The sequence below is a fragment of the Candidatus Zixiibacteriota bacterium genome (assembly GCA_019038695.1).
In the GTDB taxonomy this organism is placed as follows: Bacteria; Zixibacteria; MSB-5A5; order GN15; family FEB-12; genus B120-G9.
This window is the reverse complement of the sequence record JAHOYZ010000038.1, coordinates 1-15,867: the sequence shown is the minus strand read 5'-3', so window position 1 is coordinate 15,867 and position 15,867 is coordinate 1. Positions and strand designations below refer to the sequence as shown.

12 protein-coding genes are annotated in these 15,867 nt (G+C 50.8%); 8 read left to right on the top strand and 4 right to left on the bottom strand.

What is annotated here, in order from left to right; translation table 11 throughout:
- Positions 1 to 219 precede the first annotated feature (219 nt).
- Genes KOO62_11720 through KOO62_11710 form a run of 3 tightly spaced genes read right to left on the bottom strand, consistent with a single transcriptional unit; the run spans position 220 to position 3,580 of the window.
- Positions 220 to 750: a hypothetical protein gene (locus KOO62_11720; protein ID MBU8934656.1), complete on the bottom strand. Its 531-nt coding sequence runs from the start codon at positions 748 to 750 to the stop codon at positions 220 to 222.
- Between the two features lie 23 nt (positions 751 to 773).
- A complete protein-coding gene (locus KOO62_11715) occupies positions 774 to 2,165 on the bottom strand; it encodes a sigma-54 dependent transcriptional regulator (protein ID MBU8934655.1) in 1,392 nt (463 codons plus the stop codon).
- Positions 2,162 to 3,580 carry a hypothetical protein gene (locus tag KOO62_11710; GenBank protein MBU8934654.1) on the bottom strand — a complete coding sequence of 473 codons (1,419 nt, stop codon included), beginning with the start codon at positions 3,578 to 3,580 and terminating at the stop codon, positions 2,162 to 2,164. Before KOO62_11710 ends, KOO62_11715 begins: the two co-directional genes overlap by 4 nt.
- Before the next feature lie 250 nt (positions 3,581 to 3,830).
- On the opposite strand from KOO62_11710, the gene KOO62_11705 reads away from it, so the two are divergent.
- The 8 genes from KOO62_11705 to KOO62_11670 all read left to right on the top strand — a co-directional run bounded on the left by KOO62_11705 (position 3,831) and on the right by KOO62_11670 (position 11,301).
- Entirely contained in the window at positions 3,831 to 3,995 is a 165-nt protein-coding gene (locus KOO62_11705) for a hypothetical protein (GenBank protein MBU8934653.1), read from the top strand.
- On the top strand, positions 3,995 to 4,735 hold the full coding sequence (kdsB, locus tag KOO62_11700) for a 3-deoxy-manno-octulosonate cytidylyltransferase (protein MBU8934652.1): 741 nt from the start codon (positions 3,995 to 3,997) through the stop codon (positions 4,733 to 4,735). The genes KOO62_11705 and kdsB overlap by 1 nt, the downstream gene beginning before the upstream one ends.
- Positions 4,736 to 4,743: 8 nt before the next feature.
- On the top strand, positions 4,744 to 6,423 hold the full coding sequence (locus KOO62_11695; protein ID MBU8934651.1) for a CTP synthase: 1,680 nt from the start codon (positions 4,744 to 4,746) through the stop codon (positions 6,421 to 6,423).
- A gap of 155 nt (positions 6,424 to 6,578) precedes the next feature.
- A complete protein-coding gene (gene cmk, locus KOO62_11690; GenBank protein MBU8934650.1) occupies positions 6,579 to 7,244 on the top strand; it encodes a (d)CMP kinase in 666 nt (221 codons plus the stop codon).
- On the top strand, positions 7,241 to 7,861 hold the full coding sequence (locus tag KOO62_11685; protein ID MBU8934649.1) for a 1-acyl-sn-glycerol-3-phosphate acyltransferase: 621 nt from the start codon (positions 7,241 to 7,243) through the stop codon (positions 7,859 to 7,861). The genes cmk and KOO62_11685 overlap by 4 nt, the downstream gene beginning before the upstream one ends.
- A 177-nt stretch (positions 7,862 to 8,038) precedes the next feature.
- Entirely contained in the window at positions 8,039 to 10,222 is a 2,184-nt protein-coding gene (locus KOO62_11680) for a 30S ribosomal protein S1 (protein ID MBU8934648.1), read from the top strand.
- Positions 10,223 to 10,413: 191 nt separating this feature from the next.
- Positions 10,414 to 10,941, top strand: a complete 528-nt coding sequence (locus KOO62_11675; GenBank protein ID MBU8934647.1) for a hypothetical protein — start codon at positions 10,414 to 10,416, stop codon at positions 10,939 to 10,941.
- Between the two features lie 105 nt (positions 10,942 to 11,046).
- Positions 11,047 to 11,301, top strand: coding sequence for a hypothetical protein (locus KOO62_11670; protein ID MBU8934646.1), 255 nt, complete (start codon positions 11,047 to 11,049; stop codon positions 11,299 to 11,301).
- Positions 11,302 to 11,617: 316 nt separating this feature from the next.
- On the opposite strand, the gene KOO62_11665 is transcribed toward KOO62_11670, so the two are convergent.
- On the bottom strand, positions 11,618 to 14,650 hold the full coding sequence (locus tag KOO62_11665; protein ID MBU8934645.1) for a T9SS type A sorting domain-containing protein: 3,033 nt from the start codon (positions 14,648 to 14,650) through the stop codon (positions 11,618 to 11,620).
- Positions 14,651 to 15,867: the final 1,217 nt, after the last annotated feature.

Genomic DNA, 15,867 nt, shown 5'->3' with positions numbered 1-15,867 from the left:
GGAGACCGGTTTAGGCCGGTCTCTTTTTTTGTGGTGGTTGTTGTAGGGCAGAACCACCTGGTGATTCTGCCAATCCGAGAAGGTGGAACCGCTAAGAAGCTTTTCGTCCAAGACTCATGGGGCAATCGTACGTCGTTGCTCTTCGACTCCGCTTAGCGTGATATAATAACAATAATAACAGGTGATTCCTGTATCAGGTCGGCAAGCAGGCGATGCTTGCTATAGTTGTTTCATCAGCGATTCGATCTGAGACGCAAACTTCGAGGCTAATGGTCGGTTCGCCCCTTCCTCAAACATTGCAAAGGCTATAGGCTGGTCGGAACTGTAAGCCAGCAATCCTACGACTTTGCCGTCTGTTTTGAGCGGTTGCACTACAAAAGAGCGACTGTCATCGTCCAATAGTAGTTTGCGCTCGAAGAAGTTACCGCTGAAAGCTTCGCAAAAATCCTCAGTGTAGACCAAGCCTTCCTCAGCTACTTTTTCAAAGAGAGACGACTTGGTGGGTAGCGAGACGGTCAGACCGTCACGCATGGCGCCATCCTTCCAGGTTGAGATAGCGGCCAAATTATTGGTGTCCTGCATCCTGACAACTAGCACGCCCTTGCTGATCTCAAAATCTCTGGTGAGTTCCTCGGTCAACTCGGAGAACGCCTGGGCCAGGTTGACACAGCGTTCTTCAGGTATGACGGATTCTCGCACGGCTTGCTCTGATATGTTATCCAGCCCCGAATTGTTCGCGCTCTTATCCATCCAATTGAAAATACTCATAGTTGTTATTGTGCCTCTGATGTAGCGGTTTCGGCGTCCCGCTTGAGGTTAAACTTTTTGACTTTGCGCCACAACGTAGTGCGACCAATGCCAAGTTCCTGAGCCGTCTGCGTGTAGTTCCAATCATTTTCGACCAAGGCTCTCTGGATCAACGATCGTTGATTGTCGTCGAGTCGTGAAACGGTTGTCCGTCGGACTGGCTCCGAAGTCGTCCGAGGTCTTGTGTCCGAACCGGACCCTACGAAGGAGATATCATCGGTCTCCATTTGATCCCCGTTGCACAGAGCGAATGCTCGTCTGATAGTGTTCTCCAGTTCGCGAACGTTGCCGGGCCAACTGTGATGCAAAAGTCGATCGACAGCTGTGCGGGTAATTGTTTTAGCAGGTTCTTCATTCTCAGAGGCAATGGTGTGAAGGAAATTGTCTATCAAGATTTCGATATCATCAGCCCGATCGATTAGGCTGGGCAACTCTATCGTGACAGTACTCAATTGATCCAGGAGATCCTGAGCAAATGCCCCACTCTCTGCTTTGGCATCAAGTTGATCACTAGTCAGTGTGACAAAGCGGATATCCAGACGCCTGGCTCGTCCATCGCTATCAAGAATAGTGAAATCCTTTAAGAAAGCCAGCAGGCGATCCTGAACAGAGGTGCTCATACCACCGATGTTGTCGAGAATCAGAGTGCCGCCATCGGCTCGTTGAAGCAGAGGTAGTTCGGCGTGTTTTTCTGTCTCGAACAATTGGCCAAGCAGTACATTCTCTGGTAGGGCCGAACAATCCACAACCACCAGCCGCCCATTCCTGCGGAGGGAGTGATGATGAATTACCCGTGCAACCAATTCTTTGCCGGTCCCCGAGGCACCGGTGATCAAGATGGGGATATCGGTGGGAGCTACTCGGGAGATCGTTCCTTTGAGATCAGTAATTTCCTTTGACACTCCGATGATATTGTCGAAAGAGTAGCGCATTGCTACCTGTTCCTTAAGGAGGCTGCGTTCAATTCTGATCCGGCGATATTCGACTGCCTTCTGAATTCGGGAGAGCATTCTCTCTGGCGATAGCGGTCCGGTCAAGCTATCAAACGCCCCGGCTTCATCGGTTCTGGCCACCTCTCCAGACTTTTCATCGGGCATCCCCACGATAACCTCGGTGAATGGCGACAGGTAACGTATCTGGCGCACGATCTCAGCACCATTGGTTTGGGACTCCTCCAGGGTCAGTACGACGACATGGACCTCCGAACTCTCTAATATTGCCATAGCGTATTCTAATGATTCGGGCCGGACAATATTATAAGCACCACGATCCAGAACAACCGAAAGAGAACCGGTCTCGGATCTGTCCCCTTCTATGAGGAGGATCTGGGCGCTGGTTGTAGTTGTGGAATCGTTCATTTTGCAATGGTCTCCTGGGCGGGGATGATGATTGTCGTCTCGATGCTATCATGTTTGTCATTGATTTTCGTCTGGAGTTCTACTCCCAGTTGGGTGGCCAGTCGATGTATGTCACGCGGAAGGCCTTCATTTCTGACGATACGAACAAGCGAACCTCCAGTGCGGGTAGTGACATTCACCACCTGGTCTCGGGAGTCCTTTGCTAAGTGAATGCTGATTTGTATTTGGCTGGTTTGACCGGTGGCACGAAAGTGAATCGCGAGAATAGATTCGAACAAGTGAGCATATATATCACCCGGAGCGGTTGTGTACGGAACGGGACTGGTGACAATTAGCTTTACCTCATCGGTGAATCGATTAGTATCAGTGAAGCGGATGATGGCATTCTCTGCCTCATACTGGAGATTTACACGGCGTCTAACCTGATGGGCGAATTTCCTGTACATCATCTCGATATTGAAGTGTCGATCCATGTCGTATGCCTCGCCCAGAATAATGTCCGTGATCTCTCTGGTTTCCTCGGGGCTGAGGGTTTGGCAGGATGATTCCAGTACGCTGGCTGCTGTTACTATTGTGGCCAATGAACTACGTAGATGGTCTTTGCTGGAGTCCTGATTGGTCTCGACAGACGGCATTGCATCCACAGCACTCGGAGTGAGCCTTACAAGGGACAAACTCATGCCACCTGATGTGAGGTTCTCCAGGGTCATCGCAGGATGATGACCGGAGGCGATTACTTGATCCGTGGTTTGACCATACTCCTGCCCAATCAGGGAACGTAACTCAGTTGAGAGCATGGTTCCTGCAGCTCCGTTGGCATGAACAATACAACCGGAGGCTCGGTTGACAAGCAGATGCGCCTCATTAGTGTTCAGTTTTTCTTGAAGGGTAAGGTAGGTCTCATTTGCTGATGAAACCGCGTGGCGGAAAAGTCGCACGAGAGAGGAGAAACAGTTGTCAATCTTATCGCGGGTGACAGGATCCACCGGACCATACAGACCAATGACAAACTCTTCGCCTGGCTCCGTCTGAATGGTCGCTGTACGCACATTACAGGCACCTGAACTTCCTCTCGATTCCAGTTCATGTCGGTGCGAGAAAATCGCATTCCCGTCCAGAGCTGCCGACGATTCGATTATGTCTATCGGGAAAGGAGGTTTGTCGGGATGAAGGAAACAAGATTGCCGCACCAGGAAAAACTGATGTCCCGGTGGTGGCAACAGGTCCAGAAAAGCAGATTCCTGATCGGTCAGCCAGTCGCGTAGCATTGCTCCGAGCAATAGAGACGAAGCGGCCGCTACTTTGGCCTCCTCGGACAAATACCCGAATCTACCTTCCGATTCGACCGTGCAGTGAACTCCTCCAGCGTTAGTGTTGGGGAGTACTAATCGGTTTGAGTCCGTTTTGGGATTCATTGAGCTTCCTTGCTGTTTCATTTTCATTCCATCAACCGTGTTTCAAATTGAGACATCTATTATTGCTATCGACCTCCTGCTCACGACCTTTAGCCGGAACCAGCTGGCCTTTTCGTAACCAGGTGATTGCCACCATTGAGAAATCGACTACACTGCCTGTGTCCTTGTGGTTCTTGGAGAAATCACACATTGATAACTGGTCGTTTGTGTTTTGTCTTGACAGGACCAAGGGAGGGGAGTAATTTCATCTATGCAGTTCAAGAAGCAACGCCTTGAGCGTATCGCACGATTTGCCCGTCTCAGACAATCCACGAAACAAACCCGACAATTGTCGATTGAACATGCTGTATTTGTGGACTTCTCCAGGTTATTACAGACATTCGATACTGTATCACATCCCGGGGGAACAGACTGATGGCCGATACGATAGCAATCATTCCAGCCCGGTTGGGATCAACGCGTTTTCCGCGAAAGGTGCTGCATCTGTATCGAGGAAAGCCATTGCTGGAATATGTATATGATGAAGTGTCCAGATCAAAACTCATCGACCAGTCGGTAGTGGCCACCGATAGTATGGAGGTTAAGCGTGCTGTCGAAGATTTCGGCGGCCAGGTTGTTCTTACTTCCAAACGGCATCGGACCGGCTCGGATAGGGTAGCTGAAGCAGCCAAGAAGTTTCGCGGCAGCATATTCGTCAATATTCAGGCGGACAATTTCGGCGTTAAGGCTAGAGTGCTTGATCGGGTGATATTGCAGATGAAGAAAACCGCCTCGATTACATTTGCCACCTTCGCATACAAGTTAAACTCTGAAAAGGAACTGCGAGACCCGAATCTCGTTAAGGTAGTAACAGCCTCCGACGGCCGCGCTTTGTGGTTCTCTCGATCGCCAATACCGTATGTGCGAGATACTGATGCACGTCGATGGACAGCTCGGCATCAATTTCTGGGACATATCGGAATATATTTCTATCGCCGCTCCGGACTGATGCAGTTCGCCCGGTGGAAACGAGCGGCCTTGGAAAAAGCCGAGTCGCTTGAGCAGTTGCGGATCCTCGAAAACGGTGGTCGAATGGTTGTCTTCAGAACCAAAATGCAGACCGTTTCGGTGGATGTGCCACAGGATGTTAAGAAGCTGGATAGTATATATAAATAGGAAGAATCATGTTGGAAAAGGTGAAGTACATTTTTGTTACCGGCGGAGTGGTCTCGGCTCTGGGTAAAGGGATAGCCTCAGCCTCGATAGGCTTGCTCTTGCAGCGGCGGGGTCTCAAAGTGTTGAACATAAAACTCGATCCGTATCTCAATGTTGACCCGGGAACGATGAATCCGTTTCAGCATGGCGAGGTGTTTGTGCTCGATGACGGTTCTGAGACCGATCTTGATCTGGGTCATTACGAGCGCTTTTTGGACAACACTCTGTGTGCCGATAACAATGTCACCACCGGTCAGATATATCATACGATCATCACCCGTGAACGACGCGGCGATTATCTGGGCGCAACGGTACAGGTTATCCCACATGTTACAGAGGAAATCAAGGGGCGCCTTCGACGCTTCGCCCGGATGGAAGATAAGCCAGATGTGGTTGTGGCCGAAATCGGCGGCACAGTTGGTGATATCGAGTCGCTCCCCTTCATGGAGGCCATCCGGCAAATGGGTCTCGAAGAGGGCTACGACAATGTGATGTATATCCATGTCACGCTCGTACCGTACATCCCTACGGCTGGGGAGTTCAAGACCAAACCCACCCAGCACTCAGTGCGTGAACTCCGCGCTATCGGTATTCAACCAAATATGCTGCTATGTCGATCGGCTCTTCCTATTGATGAAGGCTTGCGTCAGAAGATCAGTCTGTTCTGTTCCGTGCCGAGCGGTTCGGTTATTGCCGCGGAGGATGTCTCTTCTATCTATCAAGTCCCTCTGAAATTTCACGAACAGAAGACCGATGATATTGTCTGCAAACATTTCGGACTTGACCTGCCTGATCCGGCTATGGACGAATGGGAAGAAATGGTCCGCAAAGTCCAAAGCCCCAGACACCATCTCAAAATCGCGATCTGCGGCAAATACGTGAACCTGAAAGATGCCTACAAGTCCATTATCGAAGCTTTCGTTCATGGCGGTGTTCACAGTGAGGCCGAGGTCAAACTTATCTGGGTCAGTTCCGAGGATATCAAACAACAAGGCCCAGAAAAGCTGTTACGCGATATTGACGGTCTCCTTATCCCTGGCGGATTCGGCGAACGCGGTGTTGAGGGCAAGATCGAGGCCATACGGTATGTACGCGAGAATGATATTCCATTCCTTGGTATATGCCTGGGGATGCAATGCGCTGTCATTGAATTTGCTCGCAATGTATGCGACCTCCCCGATGCTCACAGCTATGAGTTCTATCAGGAAGGACTCAAGCATCCTGTGATTCATCTTATGGCAGATCAGGAAGGCGTTAGCGAACTTGGTGGTACGATGCGTTTGGGAGCATATCCGTGTGTTCTTGAAGACAATTCCCTTTCGGCTGAAGCCTACGGAACCACTGAAATCTCAGAGCGCCATCGTCATCGTTACGAAGTCAACAATGCCTATCGCGATATGCTCACCGACAATGGCCTCCGTCTTGGTGGTTTGTCTCCCGACGGACGCCTCGTAGAGATAATTGAGGTGCCGGATCACCGATGGTTTGTGGCATCGCAATTCCATCCCGAATTGAAATCGCGCCCGACTCGTCCTCACCCGTTGTTCCGCGAGTTTGTCAAAGCGGCGGTGAAATACAATGTGGATCAGGCAGGAGAGTCGAAAGAAACCACATCCAATCCGACGGATATCCGGGAAACGACGGGGTAGGGGGAATCTACACGGATCTGGTTGACTGGGTTCCTGCTCTACAAGATGACTGGGCGAGCCGACGCCCTATTTTGCCGTTGCGTTTTGAGCGTTCATCCCCTAATTTTTAGGCCGTGAGTGAGATCAAGTACAATCTATCGTGGCTTAAAGGGAAGATAATCGCCATTGATGGACCAGCCGGGTCCGGTAAATCTACCACCGCCAAACTGGTCGCCGCCAGCCTTGGCTATGCTTACCTCGACACCGGCGCTATGTATCGAGCGCTCACTCACTACGCCCTGACAAATGGAGTCTCTACTGCTGACCGGGTGGCGCTTGGCAAACTGGCTGAGATGCTGCCGATCACATTCAAGACCGAGTCTGATCTTAATCGCGTTTTCATTGGCGGCAAGGAAGTGACCTTCGAGATTCGCACTCCTGATGTTACCCGCCATGTATCGGAAGTTGCCTCGCACAAGGAAGTCCGGCAGGCATTGGTCAAACAACAGATGGAAATGGGCGAAGTCGGATCTATCGTGGCTGAAGGCAGAGACACGACTACCGTTGTTTTTCGCGATGCTCACCTGAAGATATACCTTGACGCTTCGGTGGAAGTACGAGCACAGCGGCGTTTGCTCGAACTAACTCATGCCGGTGTGGCGACTAGTCTTGATGAGCTAAAAAAAGAAATCCAACGGCGGGACGACTACGATTCCAACCGTGAACACTCCCCTTTGACGCGAGCACCCGGCGTGATTATTGTGGACACGACCGACCTGTCGATTGAAGGCCAGGTGGATCATATCCTGATGCTCGCCAAAGATAGATTTCGTCCAGTATGAAGATCCTCTTTTGGGCGGGCTGGGCTCTCTCTCGGGTGCTGTTTACGGTCGGTGGCGGTTTGCGCATAGAGGGTCAGGAACACATTCCCAGGGATGGTGGGTTTCTTCTGGCGACCAATCATATTTCCTATTACGATCCGCCCCTGGTGGGAAGCTGTGTTCCTCGTGAAGTCTATTTCTTTGCCAAACAGGAGTTATTCCGTAACCCGTTGGTCAAACGCCTTCTGTTGCGGGTCAATGCTTTACCGGTGAATAGAGGGGCTGTTGATCGCCAATCGCTAAAGGCCTCAATCGATGTTATCAAGGCTGGCTACGGATTGACTTTTTTCCCGGAAGGCACTCGGTCGAGAACTGGCGATCTCCTATCTCCCAAGCCCGGTTTGGGCCTGATCGCTACCCGCGCGCAGTGCCCGATTGTACCGACCGCAATTATTGGCAGTGATGATTTCCGTTCCTGTCTGACTCGAAAAAGGCGTATTGTCGTCCGTTTTGGAGAGCCTTTTTCGTCGGAATGGGTAGCCTCATTTGGTCGGGGCAAAGGTGCTTATCTCGAGATAGCTCAGGCCGTAATGGGCCGTATTGGGAAGCTTCGGGATGCTTCGTCGGATCAGATATGAAAACCAGGGGATTGAGCGCAAATAAGTAAGAAAAGTCTTGTCATTTCCCGATAATTGACTATATAAGAAGGCTGTCCAGCTTGATCAATCGGGCTGGGTGGCAAATCCGGCGGTCTTCCCATAACGGGAAAATCCAAAGCTGCTGGATCGCCTGTAAGGAGGTTCTACAACAGAAACATGGCAGAAGCCAAAAAAACTAACCCAAAACCCGCCCCGAAAATTTCCAAGCGAAAAGCGACATCAACTAAGAAGACTAGTAAGGTCAAGACAAAAGTCACTAAGAGCGATGTTGCATCTCAAGCGACCGTAGTGGTCAAAGAGAAGGAAAAGCGGGAAAGAGTCTTGACCGGTCGCCATCAACGGATGGCGGAAAAGGCAAAAATTCGGGCATCAATGCCCGCCGCTCCGGTAGCGGAAGTCGAAGTCGAAGCTGTCCGCATCACCGATGTGGCCGGCGTCGTCTATGATGCCGAAGAGTACCAGGCGATGGTTGACATGTATGATGCCACCATCAAGGACATTAAGGAAGGCGAAGTCGTACAGGGGTCGGTCATCGGTGTGACCCGCGACGACGTTGTCGTTGATGTCGGGTTCAAGTCTGAAGGTATCATTCCGATGGGTGAGTTCACTCAGCCGATCAATATTAAGATCGGTGATGAACTTGAAGTGTTCCTGGAGCAAATCGAAGATCAAAATGGTCAACTGATTCTATCGAAGCAGAAGGCCGACTTCATGCGCGTCTGGGAGAAGATTCGTGAGGTTCACGACAGTGGCAACACAATTGCCGGAACTGTGGCCCGTCGTATTAAGGGCGGTCTGGTTGTGGATATCATGGGCGTTGATGCGTTCCTTCCCGGTTCCCAGGTAGCATTGCGACAGGTTCCCGATTTTGATGCTTTGATCAATGATGAAATGCATGTCAAGATCATCAAAATCAACAAGAGTCGTCGTAACATCGTAGTCTCTCGTCGGGTCGTGCTCGAAGATGAACGCGAGAAGATGCGGGCTTCGTTGCTCAATGAGATTGGCATCGGCCAGATCCGTCAGGGTATTGTCAAGAATATCACGGACTTCGGTGTTTTCATCGACCTTGGTGGTGTTGACGGACTCCTGCATATCACCGATATGTCGTGGGGTCGGATTCGTCACCCCAGCGAGATGGCCACTCTGGGTGAGAAGATCGATGTCAAGATTCTCGATTTCGACGAGAAGAGATCGCGTATTTCTCTCGGTCTGAAACAAATGACCCCGTACCCGTGGGAGAACATCGAACAGAAATTCCCGCTGGGCAAACAGGTCACAGGCCGTGTGGTGTCGATTACTGATTATGGGGCTTTTGTCGAATTGGAGAAAGGCATCGAGGGTTTGATCCATATCTCTGAGATGTCCTGGACCCAGCATATCAAGCACCCCTCGAAGATTCTGAATGTTAATGATTCGGTTGAAGCGGTAGTTCTCTCGGTGGACAAAGACAACGAGAAGATTTCGCTGGGTATCAAGCAATTGGAGCCTGATCCCTGGACTACCATTGATGATAAATATCCTCCCACCAGCGTTGTAACCGGAAGGGTTCGTAACCTGACCGCCTTTGGCGCCTTCGTGGAACTCGAGGAAGGGATCGATGGTCTGGTGCATATCTCGGATATGTCATGGACCAAGCGTATCCAGCATCCTTCGGAAGTCATGAAGAAGGGTGACAAGATCGAGGTCAAGATTCTTCGCATTGACCACGAGAACCGTCGTATTTCTCTGGGCTTCAAGCAGCTCCAGGAAGATCCATGGCCTGAGATCGCGCGCAAGTATGCGGTGGGCACGGATTGTCTGGGAACGATCATGCGGGTTATGGACCGTGGCGTGGTGGTTGATCTTGAAGGCGGAGTCGAAGGGTTTGTTCCTTCGACACAATTGGGACATAAGGACGTAACCGATCCCACAGGTATTTTCAACGAAGGCGATGAGATACCGGTGCAGGTTGTCGAGTTCGATCGCGGTCAGCGTAAGATTGTGATGAGCGTTACTGCTTATTATAAGAAGCGTGAACAGACCGAACTGGACGAGTTCTTAACCAATCATCCGGTAGACAATACACCGGCGATGGCCGACGCTATGCCTGAGGAACTTAAGGCTCAGGTAGCAGAAGCCGCCGAAGTTAAAGAAGCTCCTGCTGAAGAGGCTCCTGCGGAAGCAGCTGTAGAGGAGACTCCAGTTGAAGAGACTCCTGCGGAAGCGGCTACAGAGGAAACTCCAGTTGAAGAGACTCCTGCGGAAGCGGCTGTCGAGGAAGCTCCTGCTGAAGCATCTGCCGAGGAAGCTCCTGCCGAGGAGGAGAAACCTGACGACGATACGGAGAAGACTGAATAGAGTTTTCTCTTACATAGATGTGATAACATCACAACCGGCGGTCCTTCGCGGATCGCCGGTTTTTTTGTGACAAAACACAAATGTGAGTCATGTGATGTCGCATCTGGCATGACAGCCGATTTGATGTGACCTCCATGTGGTAGACAAGATTCTGACAGGGCGTAACTTAGGCGGAAAACAAGGAGGCGTCTATGTCGAACAGTCGAATCACTTACCAGAACTGGATCGTTGACCTCGGACGGGATCCATCCCTGCCTGTACTACCGCCAATCACTCCCGAAGAGTCCAATGAAATTGGTGTTTTGCAAGCCAGGGTACAACAATCCCTGCAGTGTCTGAGCGAGGATGAGCGGGAACTAATCAGGCAGTTCTACTACATGGGTTACAGCTACCGCCACATATCTCAGAAGTCTGGGCGAGCAATATACAAGCTTGAGGCGATGCACAGGCGAGCTTTGCGGAAACTACGCAATGATCTGGGCGAGTTTATTCAGAGTAGATTTCACATCGATTTACCAGCAGTCGCTGAATCAGTGATTGAGTGTCATATCTGTGCGTCGCCGCATCGAGACGAAATCGATTTGTTGATTGCCGGGCGTGATCAGAGAGCCACCTGGCGACCGGTGATGAACCAGCTGCGCCGGGAGTTTGACGTTGATATTCGTTCACCACAAATGCTGATCGGGCATGAGAGGTATCATATGAGGAGGAAGGACTAATTATGTAGGGCGGAACCCCGTAGCGGTTCCACCAATCAAGTCTTGTTTCGTGTGCGGCAGGCCCCCGTCTGCCCCATTGACAATTACAAAAGGAGGAATATCAAGATGGAAACCAAAGCACTGCCAACCAAGACCCGAGGCGAACACTGTCTCAATGTATTTGTATCATTTGAACTGAAGGATCGTCTCAAAAAGTTGGCGGCTAAGTACGACCGAACGACTTCGGATATGGTGCGAGCCGTGTTGCGTATCGGTATCCCGATGATGGAAGGTTTGTCGGAAGCGGAGGAAATGATGGTCAATGAATACATCCAGCTTTTCCGCAAACTCCGCAAAGTGAAATCACTGAAGGACGTGTAGTGGGAGCATTCATTTTCCGTGGGCGTCTGCCGCCCAATAAAATTGTACATCTCAATGTATATTAGTATATTACGTTATATTTGCTTCCCCAATTGTACGATCTTCGCAACTGGCTTGTGGCCGACAACACTGGCATTGTGATTGTCCAACTCGCGTCGCTTGAAGGGCCATGTTTTAAGACGAAATGGGTGCGGATATGAGAAAATAGAACGGAGAGTCAATGCGGGAGGAGGTATGCAGAAACCGGCCACCCCGTGGCGAGATGGCCGGTGCAGTATACACTATGCACTTGAATTGGTTTTCCTTTGTGTCCCTTCTATTTTAACAGAATCATTTTTTTGCTGTCGGTGAATGCCGCAGTTTCCAGGCGGTAGAAGTACGCGCCGCTGCCTTTGGACGAGGCATCCCACACGATATTGTTATCGCCGGCTTCAGCTACACCGGTAAATAGACACACTACTTGACCTGTCACATTGTAGATCTTCAGTTTATAGTTTGTCCGTTCCTCCACGCTGAATGCAATCGTCGTTGTCGGGTTGAACGGGTTAGGGTAGTTCTGTAATAGCGAGAAAGTGTGCGGCGCCTGTTTGTAGGCGACGTTGAAGGTCGACAGGTCAATCAGGCCGATACCAACCGGCTGATTGGTGTTAATAGCTTCACAGATCGTCTTGGCCCTCACGTGGTCCCCGTTGGGATCGTCGATGAGGTTGTCACAGTAGGTAATGGCCTGGGACAATGTTGCATCGTCATTGCTAACGATCTCGGTCAGGCTGATATAGTCGGCAGCAACGTTGAGCAAGAGAGCCATCAGTTGCTGTCTGGCGCGTACGACCATGTCCTGTTTGCCTTTGAGGTTCAGCAGGCTTCTGACTACCAGCAGTTTGTCGAGACATTCCCCGGACGGGGGCGGATCGTATATGATCACCTGGTTGATCTCGTTGCTGTTGAAACGCTGCTCGATGATATCAAGATACTCGCACAAGGTGGCACCGTCGATCTGGGCGTTCCCGTTCCCTCCCAGAGCCACGCCCACCTGATGCTTCCAGAAACCGCCAGCACGAGGATTGGCGATGATCTCTATGCAGGAGAGGTTGAAGTCGGCGTGGACAGTAAGGCAGTTCTCGAAGGTAATGACAATTTCAGCGGCAGCGGCATTATAGCCGAGCGGCACCACTATAGATAGGGCATACTCACCTGCCTTCAATCCATCTACCTGGTAATAGCCTTCCTGGTCGGTCACCGCCGTCGCGACCAGGTCGCCGGTGCTGACAGAAAAGACATCAACCGTCACCCCCAGCAGTCCGCTACCAGGTGCAGGACAATCGGCCATCACCTGACCAACCACTGACGGGACACTACGCAAGCCATAGTCGGAGCCACCCAGGGTCACGAATGTCGGTGCGAAGTCGAGAACATCGGTGACTTCAAAGGTGGCCGTGCCTGCAAGAGTCCCTCCGGGGTAGAGGCTGATCGGATAACCGTTCATATAGTCTCCCGTCATCGTCGGATAGAGTGCCTCAGCGGTTGAGGGGAATGTCACCATATCACAGTCGTGGTAGGTTCCTCCGAAATCACCGATGAATGAGCCGGGAATAAACTCTTCGGTGGCATCGACCAGGCCAACGCAGCAATTCAGCGTCATCCATTCGAAGTCAATGTTCAGGCCGTCAATGGTCAGTTCGTTGTCCCATTCATTGCGCAACAGGTCATTGGATACATTGCCGTTGATGCCTGGGAAGAGTTTGAATCTATAGCCGTCGGACCAATCACCGTTGATGTTGGGCAAACCAGGGTCTTCGGTCACCGGCAAGACTGCCGTATGCGGAAGAAGACTGGCATTGGTGATAATGTACACATACCCCTGCGATCCCGGGATAGCGTCACCGTCTTGGTCGAGCAGATCGAATTCTACTGTCGCCGTCGGCCAGACGAAGTCATAACTGACGTCGCCAACTGGCAGTTCGTTATCCCATTCGTGTCGGTAGAGCGCACTCGAGTGGCTTCCATTGAGACCGGGATAGAGGTACACCCGATACCCGGTGGCGAAGTCGCCGTTAATGTTGGGATGGTCCGGGTCCTCGGTGACCGGCAACACAACTGAAGCGGGCAAGGGATCAGAGACCGTGACATTATATAGCCGTCCAACTGAGCCGGGGATATGTACTCCATACTGATCCACAATATCATACTCAAACGTAGCCGTCGGCCAGAGGAAGTCATAACTGACGTCGCCAACCGGCAGTTCGTTATTCCCTTCGTGTCGGTAGAGCTGGTTGGAAGCAATCCCATTCACTCCCGGGTAGAGATAAACCCGGTACCCGGTCGCGAAGTCGCCGCCGATGTTGGGGAAATCCGGATCCTCGGTCACGGGCAAAACGATTGAGGAGGGTAAGGGTTCAGAGTTCGTCACATTATACAGTCGCCCTGTTGAGCCGGGGATAGACGTTTGGTTTTGGTCGACGATGTCGAGCTCGAACTCAGCCGTCCTCCAGAGGAAGTCATAACTGACGTCGCCAACCGGCAGTTCGTTACTCCCTTCGTGTCGGTAGAGCTGGTTGGAAGCAACTCCATTGACTCCCGGGTAGAGATAAACCCGGTACCCGGTCGCGAAGTCGCCGCTGATGTTGGGATAGTCTGGGTCCTCGGTGACCGGTAGCACCGCCGAGGCGGGCAAGGGTTCGGAATCTGTGACTTTATACAGTCGCCCGGTTGAGCCGGGGATAGACGTATGGTTTTGGTCGACAATATCGAATTTGAACTCAGCGGTCGGCCAGACGAAGTCATAACTGACGTCGCCAATCGGCAGTTCGTTATCCCATTCGTGACGATTGAGCTGGTTGGAAGCTACTCCATTGACTCCCGGGTAGAGATAAACCCGGTACCCGGTGGCGAAGTCGCCGCTGATGTTGGGATGGTCTGGGTCCTCGGTGACCGGCAACACCACCGAAAAGGGCATCGGGTTGGCATTTGTGATGTCATATAGCCGTCCCGTTGAACCTGAGATAGGAACCTGGTCCTGATTCAATATGTCGATGGTGAAAGTAGCCGTCGGCCAGACCAACTCGATTGTCTGTGCTGCTCCAGCTATGTCCACAGATTCGTTGCGGCGTAACTTCGACCGTTGATTGCCGTCGAGACCGGCATAAACAGTTAAAGTATATGTCCCTTCGGAGAGAGTTACCACACCCTCCTGCAACACCACCGTTGCGTCAATGTAAAACCAGGTTGCCTCGATGAGGCCACCGTGCTGGTCGACCAATCGAAGCGTTACGTCGGTGGCGGCCGCACTTCCACTCAAAGCTATACATAATAGCCAGGTGAAAACGAGTTTTCTTTTCGGAAAATACATAGTATTAGTCTCCTCTTGATTAGGGGTCATGTTTTACTCAACACACATGCATTGGCATGTTTCTCTTCCATAATCTTTCTCCTGTCTTCTTACTGGTTCCATTACGGCACCGGGACGTTTACTCACACGGTTACCGTACTATTCTGTTTCGTTGATCTGTGTCATTGCTCCGTCTCATGATTCCATCTTTCTGATCCTAATATCATGATTCAATGTTTGTTGTATCATTTGCCCCCTTAGTCTGACTACCGGCCGGATCGTTCGGAAAAACTCACGATTATTCTCGGTGATTTCAGGTCAAAACCATATGATTGGTCTAACATGACCCCTTCGGTGATGGAACCTGTTCATTCTCTGTCGTTTAAGTAGATTTTAGCGCGGATGGTGAAAATGACTTGGTGACGGCGAATGTATGCCCTGACAGTGTCTCGATTCTCTTCAATCAGGCAAGTAGTTCATATGGCTGCAGCATTGGCGACGGTTTGTGAGTCAATGTCGATTGCTGGATCGGTTGGACAATGATTTGCTCCCCAAGTGAACCACGTTTCGAACTTTGCCGTAACTATTTGAACTGTCCCTGAGGGGCAATTTCCTCGCTGAAAAAGTACAGAACCAGACAACCAGGGACAACCATAAGGTGTTCCTTGCTGCAACCGCCGACCTTTGGATTATGAGTCTCTTCCGCAGGCCTAACAAGAGGCAATATCAGACACTAACGAACGACAGTAGCAACAACTTAGCTACCGTTGTTCTGTTTGGTTTTGTCTCGTTTTGTGTAGTATTTTGGCTTGTTCTGTTGGGAAAACGTTAGAACAATGTGTGGGGCCAATGCATACTCGGTTTGTCCATTGATGGGTGTTTGAATTGGATCGAAGCAGAAGAGGGTTCGATCCCCCTACCTCCATTCATATAATGCTATACGATACAACAGCTTATATGCCGGATGGGGGTATAGCACCCCCCACCTCTGCCTTTGTAAGTCTATATCCCACAATAACACCGAATAGCACGACATCGTTTTGGACACAATTTGATCACAATAAACAGAGGTAATACGGTCTAATATATTATTCGATTTGTGCTTTACTTGATAGTTGATATATTGTTATATTTGTGGCACATAGACTATCGGTAGAATCGAACTGGAATGAAGAAAGAATCAAACGCACATACCAAAGATCGAATGATTCACATTCGATTGGATGATAAGACTCACA

Bases quoted from the DNA above. Each gene is read 5' to 3' on its own strand.
- KOO62_11720 (MBU8934656.1), bottom strand. From the start codon at position 750: ATGGATAAGAGCGCGAACAATTCGGGGCTGGATAACATATCAGAGCAA.
- KOO62_11715 (MBU8934655.1), bottom strand. From the start codon at position 2,165: ATGAACGATTCCACAACTACAACCAGCGCCCAGATCCTCCTCATAGAA.
- KOO62_11710 (MBU8934654.1), bottom strand. From the start codon at position 3,580: ATGAATCCCAAAACGGACTCAAACCGATTAGTACTCCCCAACACTAAC.
- KOO62_11705 (MBU8934653.1), top strand. From the start codon at position 3,831: ATGCAGTTCAAGAAGCAACGCCTTGAGCGTATCGCACGATTTGCCCGT.
- kdsB (MBU8934652.1), top strand. From the start codon at position 3,995: ATGGCCGATACGATAGCAATCATTCCAGCCCGGTTGGGATCAACGCGT.
- KOO62_11695 (MBU8934651.1), top strand. From the start codon at position 4,744: ATGTTGGAAAAGGTGAAGTACATTTTTGTTACCGGCGGAGTGGTCTCG.
- KOO62_11685 (MBU8934649.1), top strand. From the start codon at position 7,241: ATGAAGATCCTCTTTTGGGCGGGCTGGGCTCTCTCTCGGGTGCTGTTT.
- KOO62_11680 (MBU8934648.1), top strand. From the start codon at position 8,039: ATGGCAGAAGCCAAAAAAACTAACCCAAAACCCGCCCCGAAAATTTCC.
- KOO62_11675 (MBU8934647.1), top strand. From the start codon at position 10,414: ATGTCGAACAGTCGAATCACTTACCAGAACTGGATCGTTGACCTCGGA.
- KOO62_11670 (MBU8934646.1), top strand. From the start codon at position 11,047: ATGGAAACCAAAGCACTGCCAACCAAGACCCGAGGCGAACACTGTCTC.
- KOO62_11665 (MBU8934645.1), bottom strand. From the start codon at position 14,650: ATGTATTTTCCGAAAAGAAAACTCGTTTTCACCTGGCTATTATGTATA.